The sequence below is a fragment of the Epilithonimonas sp. genome, from assembly GCF_032055105.1.
Classification (GTDB): Bacteria; Bacteroidota; Bacteroidia; order Flavobacteriales; family Weeksellaceae; genus Epilithonimonas.
Genome location: NZ_DAMBRK010000012.1, coordinates 53141 through 67297 on the forward strand (window position 1 = coordinate 53141; position 14157 = coordinate 67297).

15 protein-coding genes are annotated in these 14157 nt (G+C 33.6%); 10 read left to right on the forward strand and 5 right to left on the reverse strand.

Features of this window, described 5'->3' with window-relative positions:
* The first annotated feature begins 75 nt into the window (after positions 1 to 75).
* Positions 76 to 441, forward strand: coding sequence for a four helix bundle protein (locus RTY06_RS11265; protein ID WP_312824947.1), 366 nt, complete (start codon positions 76 to 78; stop codon positions 439 to 441).
* A gap of 107 nt (positions 442 to 548) precedes the next feature.
* On the forward strand, positions 549 to 2336 hold the full coding sequence (locus tag RTY06_RS11270; protein WP_312824948.1) for an acyl-CoA dehydrogenase family protein: 1788 nt from the start codon (positions 549 to 551) through the stop codon (positions 2334 to 2336).
* Between the two features lie 51 nt (positions 2337 to 2387).
* Here RTY06_RS11270 and RTY06_RS11275 read toward each other — a convergent pair whose 3' ends face one another.
* The 5 genes from RTY06_RS11275 to RTY06_RS11295 all read right to left on the reverse strand — a co-directional run bounded on the left by RTY06_RS11275 (position 2388) and on the right by RTY06_RS11295 (position 6576).
* Entirely contained in the window at positions 2388 to 2816 is a 429-nt protein-coding gene (locus RTY06_RS11275; protein WP_312824949.1) for a hypothetical protein, read from the reverse strand.
* 59 nt (positions 2817 to 2875) lie between these two features.
* On the reverse strand, positions 2876 to 4270 hold the full coding sequence (locus tag RTY06_RS11280) for a hypothetical protein (protein ID WP_312824950.1): 1395 nt from the start codon (positions 4268 to 4270) through the stop codon (positions 2876 to 2878).
* Between the two features lie 176 nt (positions 4271 to 4446).
* On the reverse strand, positions 4447 to 4752 hold the full coding sequence (locus RTY06_RS11285; RefSeq protein ID WP_312824951.1) for a helix-turn-helix transcriptional regulator: 306 nt from the start codon (positions 4750 to 4752) through the stop codon (positions 4447 to 4449).
* A 116-nt stretch (positions 4753 to 4868) separates the two neighbouring features.
* Complete coding sequence (locus RTY06_RS11290; RefSeq protein WP_312824953.1) at positions 4869 to 6080, reverse strand: DUF763 domain-containing protein; 1212 nt, start codon at positions 6078 to 6080, stop codon at positions 4869 to 4871.
* Positions 6081 to 6225: 145 nt separating this feature from the next.
* Entirely contained in the window at positions 6226 to 6576 is a 351-nt protein-coding gene (locus RTY06_RS11295; RefSeq protein ID WP_312824954.1) for an ArsC/Spx/MgsR family protein, read from the reverse strand.
* A 123-nt stretch (positions 6577 to 6699) separates the two neighbouring features.
* Between RTY06_RS11295 and RTY06_RS11300 the strand changes: the two genes are divergently transcribed.
* The 8 genes from RTY06_RS11300 (at position 6700) to trpA (ending at position 14047) form a co-directional block, all read left to right on the forward strand.
* A complete protein-coding gene (locus RTY06_RS11300; RefSeq protein ID WP_312824956.1) occupies positions 6700 to 7167 on the forward strand; it encodes an acyl-CoA thioesterase in 468 nt (155 codons plus the stop codon).
* Positions 7168 to 7426: 259 nt separating this feature from the next.
* Positions 7427 to 8845 carry an anthranilate synthase component I family protein gene (locus RTY06_RS11305; protein ID WP_312824958.1) on the forward strand — a complete coding sequence of 473 codons (1419 nt, stop codon included), beginning with the start codon at positions 7427 to 7429 and terminating at the stop codon, positions 8843 to 8845.
* Positions 8842 to 9435 (forward strand): aminodeoxychorismate/anthranilate synthase component II, encoded by a 594-nt coding sequence (locus RTY06_RS11310; RefSeq protein WP_312824960.1) that lies wholly within the window; start codon positions 8842 to 8844, stop codon positions 9433 to 9435. Before RTY06_RS11305 ends, RTY06_RS11310 begins: the two co-directional genes overlap by 4 nt.
* A 52-nt stretch (positions 9436 to 9487) precedes the next feature.
* On the forward strand, positions 9488 to 10477 hold the full coding sequence (trpD, locus tag RTY06_RS11315) for an anthranilate phosphoribosyltransferase (RefSeq protein ID WP_312824962.1): 990 nt from the start codon (positions 9488 to 9490) through the stop codon (positions 10475 to 10477).
* Positions 10478 to 10510: 33 nt separating this feature from the next.
* Entirely contained in the window at positions 10511 to 11290 is a 780-nt protein-coding gene (gene trpC, locus RTY06_RS11320; RefSeq protein ID WP_312824964.1) for an indole-3-glycerol phosphate synthase TrpC, read from the forward strand.
* Between the two features lie 5 nt (positions 11291 to 11295).
* Positions 11296 to 11961: a phosphoribosylanthranilate isomerase gene (locus RTY06_RS11325; protein WP_312824966.1), complete on the forward strand. Its 666-nt coding sequence runs from the start codon at positions 11296 to 11298 to the stop codon at positions 11959 to 11961.
* 85 nt (positions 11962 to 12046) lie between these two features.
* Positions 12047 to 13225: a tryptophan synthase subunit beta gene (gene trpB, locus RTY06_RS11330; RefSeq protein WP_312824968.1), complete on the forward strand. Its 1179-nt coding sequence runs from the start codon at positions 12047 to 12049 to the stop codon at positions 13223 to 13225.
* Between the two features lie 87 nt (positions 13226 to 13312).
* Positions 13313 to 14047 carry a tryptophan synthase subunit alpha gene (gene trpA, locus RTY06_RS11335; RefSeq protein WP_312824970.1) on the forward strand — a complete coding sequence of 245 codons (735 nt, stop codon included), beginning with the start codon at positions 13313 to 13315 and terminating at the stop codon, positions 14045 to 14047.
* Positions 14048 to 14157: the final 110 nt, after the last annotated feature.

Sequence of the window (14157 nt, forward strand, 5' to 3'; positions counted from 1 at the left end):
AAATAGACAAACATTGATACTTCAAACTATTCAACAATGTCTATCATCATAAATAAAAATTAAAAAATACAACAAATGAATGAATTCAAAAGACACAATTTTAAAAAGCTTAAGATTTGGCAGATGGCTATGGAATTATCAAAATTGACATTAGACCTAACTGATACTTTTCCAACTTATGAAAAATATGGTTTGAAAAGTCAAATGGACAGATGTTCAATTTCAATTCCCTCAAATATTGCAGAAGGTTCAAACAGAACAAACAAATCTTTCAGTCATTTTTTAGATATTTCTTTAGGTTCATCATTTGAATTGCAAACTCAAATTTTATTAGCAAATCATCGAAAATATTTGTCCGACGAACAAAGTGAAATCTTCGAAATAAAAATTGAAGAATTTCAAAGAGCAACAATGGTATTTCAAAACACTTTAAAAGACTAAGAGATGATAGACTGATAGAAAATAGACAAATTCAGATTTTAAAGGTCTATCATCTATCCGTCTATTATCTATAATCTCAAATAAAAATTTAAAATCACAAAAATATTATGTCAACAGATACTAAAACATTAGACGGCGGAGAATTCTTGGTAAAGGATATTTCTTCTCAGGAAATTTTCAGCATCGAAGAATTGTCCGAAGAACAAAAGATGCTTCGCGATTCTGCAAAGGAATTCATAGATAAAGAAGTCGTTCCGAATAAGGAAAGATTCGAGAAAAAAGATTACGCTTACACGGAAGAAGTAATGCGTAAAATCGGAGAAATGGGATTCTTGGGAATCGCTGTTCCTGAGGCTTACGGTGGTTTGGGAATGGGATTCGTGACCACAATGCTGGCCTGCGATTACCTTTCCGGTTCTACAGGTTCATTGGCCACGGCTTATGGCGCGCATACCGGAATCGGAACGCTTCCTATCCTGCTTTACGGAACCGAGGAACAAAAGCAGAAATATCTTCCGGACTTGGCTGCCGGAACTAAATTCGGAGCCTATTGTTTGACTGAGCCGGATGCAGGTTCGGACGCCAACAGCGGGAAAACAAGAGCTAAACTTTCCGAGGACGGAAAACATTATATTATTAATGGACAAAAAATGTGGATTTCCAATGCAGGATTTGCAGATACATTTACTTTGTTTGCTAAGATTGATGATGATAAAAACATTACAGGATTCGTTATCAACCGTTCTGAATTAGAAAATCCGGAAAGTCTGACTTTCGGAGAAGAAGAACACAAATTGGGAATTCGTGCGTCTTCTACGCGTCAGGTTTTCTTTAATGATATGAAAATCCCTGTTGAGAATCTTTTGGGCGAAAGAAACAACGGTTTCAAAATCGCGCTTAATGCGCTTAACGTTGGTCGTATCAAATTAGCGGCGGCTTGTCTGGATGCACAAAGAAGAATCCTGAATCATTCTTTGACTTATTCAACAGAGAGAAAGCAATTCGGCGTTTCTATTAATACATTTGGAGCGATTCGTAAGAAGTTGGCGGAAATGGCAACGGGTGCTTTCGTGAGTGAAGCCGGTTCTTACAGAGCAGCGAAAAATGTAGAAGACAAAATCGAAGAATTGGTTGCCGGAGGAATGAACCACGAACAGGCAGAACTGAAAGGTGTGGAAGAATTCGCGGTTGAATGTTCTATCCTGAAGGTTTTCGTGTCAGATTTAGCACAACATACAGCAGATGAAGGCATCCAAATCTACGGTGGAATGGGCTTCTCAGAAGATACACCAATGGAATCTGCTTGGAGAGATTCAAGGATTTCCAGAATCTACGAAGGAACCAACGAAATCAACAGACTTTTGGCAGTTGGGATGTTAATCAAACGTGCGATGCAAGGCAAAATCGATTTGTTAACGCCTGCGAAAAACGTAGCTAAAGAATTAATGAGCATTCCGTCTTTTGACATTCCTGATTATTCAGAATATATGTCTGAGGAAAAAGAAGTGATTAAGAACTTGAAGAAAGTATTCTTAATGGTTTCCGGTTCTGCGCTTCAAAAATATATGATGGACATCGAGAAACAGCAGCATTTGCTACTAAACGCGTCCGAAATCCTGAACCAAATCTATATGGCAGAATCAGCAATCCTAAGAGCCGAGAAACATTTCTCAACAGATTCTGTGGAAGCTGCAATGGCAAGATTGAACCTTTACAAAGCAGTTGAAATCATCACAACCAACGCCAAAGAAGGTATCGTTTCTTTTTCAGAAGGCGACGAGCAAAGAATGATGTTAGCAGGATTAAGACGTTTTACAAAATACGTAAACACGCCAAACCCAATTGCGTTGACAGAAAAAATTGCCGCTCATTTTATTGAGAAAGGTTCTTACTAAATAATCAATTTAATTGAAATAATAAACCCTCTGAATTTTTCGGAGGGTTTGTTAGTTTAAATAATACTCAGATTTTTTCGGGAGTTCAGCTATTCTTGGATTACTGAAGAAAAATTGTTCTCGACTTGGATGTAATCTTTGATAATTAGAAAAGTCAGAGACTTTTTCTTTTGTATGAATTAAATACATTGTATTTCTCCTTTGTTTATCATAGCTAACCCCTATTGTATTAGTTGTGTCAATTTCTGCTTTGTGAGTTTTTATTTCATAAGAACTTATATATCCAATCTCAGTTAAAAGTGTTCCTTCAGATATAGTTAGAAGTTTTTCTGCTATTGATTCTGCTAACTGAAAAAATTCATCTTCTAACTTTCTAAAAAAAGTAAGGTCTAAGTTTTTTTCGCTCAAAATGAAACCGTTTTTTCCACTCTCAAACAAAACGTAGAAATAGCTTTTGCCGTCGAATTTATAGTTTGTCATTTTTTATTGATATTTTAAGGAAAACAACATTAATATACTCTGTAAATTATTTAGATTTATTAAATAATACTATTTTTAATTGTTTCTTCTCTATATTTTCTTTCTATATATTCAGTAACGTCAACGCTTGTCCATCTTTTTTCCACTTTAAGACTGTATTCTTGAGTATAGTTTTGAATAATTTTACTAATATATTTTGAATTTTTAGTATATCTATTTATTAAATATGCAATAAATAAACAACAACTTAAAGGAGATGTAGCTATTTGATTTTCTGAAAACCTGATAATAATCCAATTTTTTGCTTTAAAAAATAAATTTCTTTCCAACTCTTTCATATCATTTTTACAATGTATCGGTTTTAAATCGGTTGTATATGGCTCATCGATTTCGATATCAATGCAAATATTTTCATCTTTAAATATGAAATCCGGAATATAATATATGTGTTTCCACTTTTTCTCAAATTTATTAAATGTATAAAAATCATCATCGCTAGAAGTTGACAAATCTACGCAGTCATTAATATAATTATCATTGTGTATCATAAAATTAAATAATTTATTATATTTTATTTTATCCTCAAAAATGAGACATAACAATGTTTTGAACTTCTCCTCAAACCTACCATTTTTTATCTCAAAATTATAGTTGATATACTCTTCATCATAAATATGTTCGGAAAGAATTTTTAATATTAAGTCATTTTTATATTCCTGAATTTTATTTTCTTCTTTTAAAGTTTCAAATAACGTTTGTCTTTTTTTATTTTCTTTAATTATTTTTTGCTTTTCTAATTCGAAGGTTTTAAAATCAATTGTGTTTTGTCTTTTTCTTTCTATTGTAAGTTTAATAGTTCCTTTAATAAAATGATAAAAGAATAAAATTCCTAAAGTAAACACAAGGTAAGAAATTGTACTTTTCAACAAATTAAAATAATATGATGAAAACAAAAATGATAAAATTAAAAAACAAAAAAAATAATCAGAATAATTGAGAGTTGTGAATTTGGGTTTTTGAGGTATATCTAAATTTTCTAAGTCCGTCAAATATCCTTTTTCTATATTTTCAATTTTGTTTGGAAGAATTATATATGGATAAGTATCTTCATTCTCAACATTTGAAAGGAAATTCTCTTCAATTAAATCGATTATATTTTTAATACCTGATGATTCTTTTTCAGATTCTTTAATTATAAATTCTACAGTTTCACTATTGTCAGAAATATGATTTGCTATTAGCAAGTTATTAAAGAAAAATCGTACTATCAATTCTCCCGCTTTGTAGTTTGTTGATATTTTTTTTTCAAAATATATGTCTTTACTATTTCCTTTTTCAAAATATACAGTTACATATGGTCTTTTGTTTTCATCTTCTTTAATTCTATTATGGACAGATATAATTTTATTTTTCAGAAAATATTCTTTTACATCTGTTGTCGTTAATAATTGCATATTAAAATTGTCAATATTTATAATTAAAACTCAATCCACACTTATATTTATTAATCTAAGTTCATTAAATACAAAAATACAAGGATAAATTCGATTAAAATTATGTAAATCCGTATTTTGAAAAAATCAGATTTAAATAAATGTTCTAATTGTATTAAAAAAAAAAACTTATAATATCAAATCTTAATACTCAATTCCAATCGTCCACCAAACCCAAGTTCAACAATTTTTTGAAGCGTCGTGATTCGGGCTTCTTTCAGATTATTTTCAATTTTAGAAATATAAGATTTGCTTGTTCCTACTTTCTCCGCCAATTCTTCTTGTGTCATTCCAAGTTCTAAACGTGTATCGTGGATAAGTGCTCCAATTTTAAAATTGTCATAACCAGCTTCCAATTCATCGCGTTCTTTTGTACCACGTTTGCCGTAGTTTTTCTCTTTAAACTCTTCAAGAGTGGTTAGATGTTTATTTTCTGTCTTCATATTTCAATCTGATTTTACACTCAGTATTTCTTCTACATTATAAAAATACAAAAGTTTCACTAAAGTGAAACAAAAAGAAAAGAATGTTTTAGATTATTAAATCAAATTACTGAAAATCAAAACAAACTCAACTGAATCCCGTCATTAGGTTTCGGAGGTTTTGCATCGCCAAAAACTGTTTTCCCACCAAATCGCCAAGAGTTTTGTCGCTCCTCTTCTATCACTTTTTCAAGATTAAAATCCGGTGTAAAATTCTCTTCGGTTCTCACTGCAATTTCGTGTAGTTTTTTAATCGCAAGATTCTTATCCGTATTCCCCAACTTAGCTTTCTCGATGCCGGTTCTTAGGATAGAAATTGTTTCGTCATAAGTTTTAGTCGGAACAGGAAACGGATGACCGTCTTTCCCGCCGTGTGCAAAAGAAAACCGCGCCGGGTCTATAAATCTGGAAGGCACCCCGTGAATCACTTCGCTTACCAAAGCCAGAGATTGCATCGTTCGCGGACCAACACCTTTCAGCATCAGCAAATCTTCAAAATTCTCTGGTTCGTTTTCCCTGGCCAGCCAAAGAATATTGCCAAGTTTTTTCATATCAACATCACTCGCCAAAACTTCGTGATGAGCCGGCAATATCAAACGCTGAAAATCCTGCATCCATTTCTCGGAATCGGTTTTGGTGATGTCAACGATGCCTTTTCGATTTCGTTCCGCTTCGGAAGAAGTCAGATTAAGAATATTCCCACGGTTAACGCCGGAGATTCCCGTGTGAGGCTCATTCACAAAAGAAGTGACATTTTCTGACAGCCAATGGTAGCGTCTCGCCGTTCCGTCAGAATCGTGCATCCCTTGCTGAACGACCGCCCAATTCCCTTGGTCGGACAAAATAAAATTATGCAGATAAAGCTGATAACCATCCTGAATCGCCGTGTTATCAACCTTCGCAGACAACTTACTGCAACGCACCAGTTCATCACCATTCAATCCGGTTGAATCTGCAATTTTCAAAAGTTCATTTGGTGCATCTTTGGAGAATTTTCCTTTTCCTCCGGCGATATAAATTCCAAGAGATTTAGAATTCGGATTGATGGCTCGTTTTAATGCACCCATTACAGACGTTGTGATACCTGAAGAATGCCAATCCATTCCCATCACTGCTCCAAAACTCTGAAACCAAAACGGGTCTGCCAATCGTCGCAACACTTCATCTTTTCCGTAATCTGCAAGAATCACTTCCACAATCGCCAGCCCAAGTCTTGACATACGCTCATACAGCCAAGGCGGAACCTGACCGTAATGAAGTGGCAAATCTGCAGTTCCGGAACGTTTCATATTTTATTTTTTTAAACCACAAAAGTCACAAAAGAATGATGTGGAATTTATCTTTTTAAGATTACAAAAGTCAGAATTATCAGTTTATTTATTCTTTTAACATTAGAAAAGCATCTAAAACTTTTGTAACTTTTTGTGGTTAAAACTATTTCTCAAAAAAAGCATTCAGATTTTCAAGATTCTTTTTATCACTTCCTGCAAAAACTTCGTTATCTGTGATGAAAACAGGACGTTTCAAAAAACTATAATGGTCAAGAATCAACTTCTTAAAATCCTTTTCTTTCAAAGAACTCACATCAATTCCTCTTTCTTTGATTTGCGTCGATTTTTTACTGAAAAGCGCTTCATAGGATTTAGTTTTGTCGTACATCTCTTCCAGTTCAGCTTCAGTCACAGGTTGAGATTTTATTTCTCTCAATTCCCAATCAGAAAGGTCAAGAGGTGTCATTATTTTCTTGTTGGTTCCGCAGGTTTTGAGATAGAATACTTTTTTCATTGTTGTTAAAATCAAGAGATTTAAAATAGAATTTAAGAAAGACAAATTTAGTGCAAATGTCAAATAAATAAAAGGTTGTAATCTAAAAATTCTTCCCTATTTTTGACTCTTAATAAGAATAAAATGGAAAATAAACCGATTACGTTTCAGTTCATTTCTGAACCGACAGACGTTAATTTTGGAGGCAATGTTCACGGGGGAAGCGTGATGAAATGGATAGACCAAGTCGGTTACGCTTGCGCGAGTAATTGGTCGGGAACTTATTGTGTGACGGTTTATGTTGGTGGAATTCGGTTTTATCAGCCTATCAAAATCGGTGAAATTGTAAAGCTAGAATCTAAGGTCATTTTGACGGGAAACTCTAGTATGCATATTTCGATAGATGTATTTTCGAGAAATGTAAAAGAAAAACAATTCGAGAAGAAAACGCATTGTATCATTGTTTTTGTAGCAGTTGACGAAAACGGAAAAGCGATGGAAGTTCCAAAATGGATTCCTACAACCGAAAAAGAATTACAAATGGAGCAATATGCAATAAAGCTAAAAGATCTGAGAAAAAATATCGAAGACGAGATGAAACCTTTTTTATAAATTTTTCAAAAAAAATAGTTGCAGAATTAAAAATCATTTCTAAATTTGCTCTTATGAAACGACAGTTACATCTGTCAGATAAAAAAATAAATATTCTCAGATGAAATTAATGAACACAAAAAACTGGTGGTGGCTTTCAAACTCTTTGTCGGGTCTGAAAGGATTATCGGTGTTCTAAATTGTGAACTAACTATAACTCAATCATAATAGACTTTGACAAATTTTGTTGAAGTCTTTTTTATTTTTAAACCAATCTTAAATGAAATTAAATAACATAATCAATATAAAAACCTCTGTTAAATCCCGTTTAGCAGACCTTTATACGCCAATTGGGATTTATCTCCGTCTTCGCGACCAGTTTCGTGATACGATTCTCTTGGAAAGCGCAGGAAATCAGAATTCTGAAAATTCGTTTTCATTCATTTGTGTCAACGCAATTGCAGGAATTGAAATCCGAAATTACGACGAAGCAGAATTGAAATTCCCGCTTGAGAATCCTCAAAAAATCAATTTAGAAAATGAAAAATTGTCAGATTTGATGCAGGAATTTTCCAACTGTTTCAAATGCGAAAAACCCAACCACGAGATTGGAAAACAAGCGCAGGGATTTTTCGGATATACAAGTTATGATGCGATTCCGTTTTTTGAGAATATTAAATTCAAAGAACAATCGGAGGAAAATAAAATTCCGTTGATGCGTTATCGTATTTATCAATATGTGATTGCAATCAATCATCATAACGACGAAATGTTCTTGATTGAAAATAAAATCGATGTTTTAAAATCAGAACTTTCAACATTAGAAAGCATCATCAATCAAAAAAATGCACCGGTTTTCCCTTTCGAAATTACATCAGAAGAAACTTCAAATCTGACTGATGAAGAATATCTGGAATCTGTAGAATTTGCGAAGAAACATTGTTTCCGTGGCGATGTTTTCCAATTGGTTTTGAGCAGAAGATTTGAACAGAAATTCCAAGGTGACGAATTCAATGTTTATCGTGCTTTGAGAAATATCAATCCCTCTCCTTACCTATTCTTCTTCGATTATGGCGATTATAAATTAATGGGTTCCAGTCCGGAAAGTCAGTTGATTATCAAAAACGGGAAAGCCATTATTCATCCAATTGCAGGCACTTTCAAAAGAACCGGAAACATCGAAAAAGATTTGGAATCTGCAGAAGAACTAAAAAAAGATCCGAAAGAAAATGCAGAACATACGATGTTGGTAGATTTGGCAAGAAACGATTTAAGCATTCACGGGAAAAATACAACCGTTTCGAAATTGAAAGAAATCCACTTTTTCTCCCACGTGATTCATATGGTTTCCGAGGTTGTAACGGATGTCAAAGAAGACCAAAATCCTTATGAAATGATTGCAACAACTTTCCCACAAGGAACTTTGAGTGGTGCACCAAAATACAGAGCAATGCAATTGATTGACGAACACGAGAAAACTTCCAGAAGCTATTACGCAGGTTGTATAGGTTTTGTAGGTTTTGACGGAAGTTGTAATCAAGCGATCATGATTCGAACTTTCTTGAGTAAAAACAATACTCTATTCTATCAAGCCGGAGCAGGAATTGTTGCAAAATCTATTGCAGAAAATGAACTTCAGGAAGTTAATAACAAATTGGGCGCTTTGAAAAAAGCCATTTTAAGAGCAGAAAAATTATGAAAATATTAGTGTTTGATAACTACGACAGTTTCACATACAATCTCGTTCAAATCATCGAACAAATTGTTGGCGAAAAAGTAGATGTTTATAGAAATGACCAGATTTCTTTGGAAGACATTGAAAAATACGATAAAATTATTCTTTCTCCGGGACCGGGAATTCCGGAAGAAGCTGGGATTTTGCTAGACGTGATTAAAAAATATGCACCTACTAAATCTATTTTCGGAGTTTGTTTGGGGCAACAAGCGATCGCGGAAGCTTTTGGTGGAAGTTTGATTAATTTGTCTGAAATTTATCACGGTGTTGCGACTGAAGCTACTCAAACCAAAGAACATAAGATTTTCAATAATTTACCCGAAAATTTGGAAGTTGGAAGATATCATTCTTGGGCTGTAAATCCTGATGATTTCCCTGCTGAATTAGAAATCACAAGCATTGACAAAAACGGAATGATTATGAGTTTGAAACACAAAACTTACGATGTTCACGCTGTCCAATATCATCCTGAAAGTATCTTGACACCTTATGGAAAACAGATTTTAGAAAATTTTTTAAAGTCGGAAGCTGGAAGTCAAAAGACCGAAGAATAAAATTTAACGCAAAAAACTTCCGACTTCAGACTTCTGACTTCGGACTAATATTATGAAACAAATCCTACAATATCTCTTCAATCATCAGACTTTGACGAAAGCCGAAGCCAAAGCCATTTTGATTGAAATTTCACAAAATAAATTCAACGAAAGCGAAGTCATTTCTTTCATCACAGTTTTCCTAATGAGAACGATTACTTTGGAAGAACTTGAAGGCTTCCGGGAAGCTTTATTACAATTAGCGAAACCTGTCGATTTAGGAACCAAAGATTTGGTGGACATCGTTGGAACTGGTGGAGACGGAAAAAACACATTCAATATTTCGACTTTAGCGAGTTTTATTGTTGCAGGAACCGGACAAAAAGTAGCCAAGCAAGGCAATTATGGAGCATCTTCTATTTCTGGTTCGTCCAATGTTTTGGAAGAATTGGGATATCAATTCAAGGATAATTCTGAGGATTTGAAAGCCGACTTGGAGAAAGGAAATATCTGTTTTCTTCACGCACCGTTGTTTCATCCCGCTTTGAAGTCGGTGGCGCCTCTCAGAAAACAATTGGGGTTGAAAACTTTTTTCAATATTCTTGGACCTTTGGTGAATCCTGTTCGTCCGGATTTCACAATGATTGGTGTTGCAAATCTTGAAATTGCGCGCGTTTATCAATATCTTTTGCAAAAACAAAAAAGCGAGTTTATGATTGTTCACGCTTTGGATGGTTATGACGAAATTTCCTTGACTGGTGACACAAAAATCATCAGCAAAATTGGAGAAAAAATCTATTCCGCGGAAGATTTAAAATTCAAAAATGTATCTGCTGAAAGTATTTTTGGAGGTGAAACTAAAGAAGATGCTGCGAAATTATTTATTAAAATTTTGGAAGGCAACGGAACTGAGGAACAAAATTCAGTAGTTCTAGCTAATGCTTCAATTGCTTTGGAAAACACTGGAAAATATGGGAATTATGACGATTGTCTGGCTTTAGCAAAAGAAAGTTTGGAAAGTGGAAAAGCGTTGAAATCGCTTCGCTCAATTATTAATGATTAATTGTTAATGATTAATTATAAAGTATTATTAAAAATGAACATTCTCGATAAAATAATAGAACGAAAAAAACAGGAAGTTGCGGAAGCAAAATCAAAATTTTCTATTGAACAAGTGAAAGATTCTGAGTTTTTCGGAAGACCAACTTTTTCGTTGAAAGAAACTTTGAAATCCAAATCCGGAATCATTGCAGAATTTAAAAGACAATCGCCGAGCAAAGGCATTATCAATGGTAAAGTTTCGCCCTTAAACGTGGTTTATCAATATGAAAAATTCGGGGCAAGTGCAGTTTCTATTTTGACAGATAACAATTTTTTTGGTGGAAGTTTTGAAGATATTTTGAGCGTTAGAAATCACATCAATATTCCGATTTTGAGAAAAGATTTTATGATTGATGAATATCAATTTTACGAAGCAAAATCAATTGGAGCAGATATTATTTTGTTGATTGCATCTTGTCTTTCTCCAACTCAAGTCTTGGAATTTACAGAATTGGCTCATTCTCTCAATCTTGAAGTTTTACTAGAAATACATTCTGAGGAAGAATTAAAACATATCAATAAAAACGTGGATTTTGTTGGAATTAACAACCGAAATTTGAAAGATTTTAAAGTGGATTTACAACATTCTGTAGATTTGAAAAATCAACTACCAGAAGATATTTTCTCGATTGCGGAAAGCGGAATTTATAATGAAGAAGATTTTAAATTCCTGAAAGAAAAAGGCTTTGACGGATTTTTAATGGGCGAATATTTTATGAAGAATGACAATCCTGGAGATAAATTCGGAGAATTCATTTCAAATGTATCAATTTAGTAAAGATGGAAAGTCAATTTCAAGTTAAAGTCTGCGGATTAACAAAACTCAATCAGATTAAAGAATTAATTGATTTGAAAGTCAATTTTCTGGGATTTATCTTCTATGAAAAATCTCCGAGATATGTTCTGAATTATTTGAGTTTGGAGCAAATTTCAGAAATCAATCATCAAGCAAAAGTTGGTGTTTTTGTGAATGAAGATTTAGAAAAAATTATAGAAATTTCGGGACAAGCCGACTTAAATTTCATTCAGCTTCACGGTGATGAAACTGAAGATTTTGTTTCAGAATTAAGACAAAAACTGAATCCGGAAATTGGAATTATTAAAGTTATTAGAATAGGAAGTCAGAAGTCGGAAGTTATAAATGAAATTCAAAAAATCTCGAATCTCAAATCTCAAATCTCGAATCTTCTTTTTGACACCGATTCAAAAGCATTTGGAGGAACAGGAAAAACCTTCGACTGGAACATTTTAAATGAAATCAAAATTCCAATTCCTTATTTTTTAAGTGGCGGAATTTCATTAGAAAATGCAGGAGATTTAAAAAATATTAATCAAAAACCAATTGCTCTTGACATTAATTCAAAATTTGAAATTGAGGCTGGAAATAAAGATTTAGAAAAAATAAAAGAATTTATAAAACTGTTAAAAGTAAAAAGTTTTAAGTAAGATGTATTGAAAATTATGAATTCACGTATTTCTTTTCAACAACTTTTCACATCTTACTTATAACATCTCGCAAAAATTAAAATTTATGAACTTTCAAAACCCAGATAAAAACGGTTATTACGGCGATTTCGGTGGTGCTTTCATTCCCGAAATGCTTTATCCGAACGTTGCCGAATTACAGGAAAAATATTTGCAAATCATCGAGTCTGACGAATTTCAAACAGAATTTCAGGATTTGTTGAAGAACTATGTTGGACGTGCTACACCACTCTATTTTGCAAAAAATCTAAGCGAAAAATATCAGACTCAAATTTATCTGAAAAGAGAAGATTTGAATCACACCGGAGCGCACAAAATCAATAATGCTTTAGGACAGGCTTTGCTTGCAAAAAAACTAGGAAAACATAGAATTATTGCAGAAACCGGAGCGGGACAACACGGTGTTGCAACAGCAACAGCTTGTGCTTTGCTTGGTTTGGAATGCATTGTTTATATGGGCGAAGTCGATATCCAAAGACAAGCGCCAAACGTTGCTAGAATGAAAATGTTAGGAGCAACTGTTGTTCCTGCGACATCAGGTTCAAAAACCTTGAAAGATGCAGTAAATGAAGCTTTGAGAGATTGGATTAATAATCCTTCCACTACGCATTATATTATCGGAAGTGTGGTTGGTCCGCATCCTTTTCCGGATTTGGTGGCTAGATTTCAATCAATAATTTCGAAAGAAATCAAAGAACAACTGAACGAAAAAATCGGAAGAGAAAATCCTGATTATGTGATTGCCTGCGTTGGTGGCGGAAGTAATGCAGCAGGAACTTTTTATCATTTTGTGAATGAAGAAAACGTGAAAATTATTGCGGCGGAAGCAGGAGGTTTTGGCGTTGATTCAGGAAAATCTGCGGCAACAACTTTCTTAGGAACTTTAGGAATTCTCCACGGAAGTAAAAGTTTGGTAATGCAGACTGAAGATGGACAAGTGATTGAGCCACATTCTATTTCTGCAGGTTTGGATTATCCAGGAATTGGACCGATGCACGCTAATCTTTTCAATCAAAAAAGAGCAGAATTTTTCAGTATTAATGATGATGAAGCTTTGAAATCTGCTTTTGAACTGACAAAAATCGAAGGTATAATTCCTGCTTTGGAAAGTGCTCACGCTTTGGCTGTTTTGGACAAAAAGAAATTTGAGAAAAATGATGTTGTTGTAATTTGTCTTTCTGGTCGTGGCGATAAAGATATGGAAACGTATTTGAAACATCTTTAAATCTGTAAAATGTAAAACGTATTAATGTATTTATGATTCTCAATCGTTAATACATTCTACGTCAATACTATAATACATTAAAACAAAATGAAAAAACTAAACATATATTTTACAGCAGGGATTCCATCTTTGGAAGACACTGGAAAAATTGCCAAACTGATTCAGGAATCGGGAGCAGATATGATGGAAATCGGGATTCCGTATTCCGATCCTGTTGCGGATGGACCTGTGATTCAGGATGCCCATTCTTTGGCTTTGAAAAACGGAATGTCAATCAAAAAACTATTCGAGCAATTGGCAGAAATCAAAGATTCGGTAACGATTCCGAAAATATTAATGGGTTATCTGAATCCAGTTCTTCAATTTGGATTCGATAACTTTTGCCAGAAATGTTCAGAAGTTGGTGTTTCAGGATTAATTATTCCTGACTTACCTCCTATTGAATTCGAAAATAAATATGGCGAAATTCTAAAAAAATACAATCTCAATCTCACATTTTTGGTAACACCGGAAACTTCGGAAGAGCGTATCCAATATTTGGATTCTTTGAGTTCAGGATTTTTGTATGCCGTAAGTTCTTCTTCCACAACAGGAAACGAAAATGCAGTTTTAAAGAATGAAAATTATCTTGACAGATTAGCTTCATTACATCTGAAAAATCCAGTTTTCATAGGTTTTGGAATTAAAAATAAGTCCGATTTTGAAAACGTAACCGAAAAAGCACAAGGCGGAATTATTGGAACAGCTTTTGTGAAAATCTTACTGGAAAATCAAGATTGGAAAGAGGAAGGGAAAAGCTTTATCCAAAGTGTAAAAAATTAATAAAAAAGCAGTCTTATTTTTTTAGTAAGGCTGCTTTCCGTTTTTTTAACAAAAAACGGAAAATCTAAAATAATAGATCCCCCGTTAATATGAATTATTTTAATTGAAAT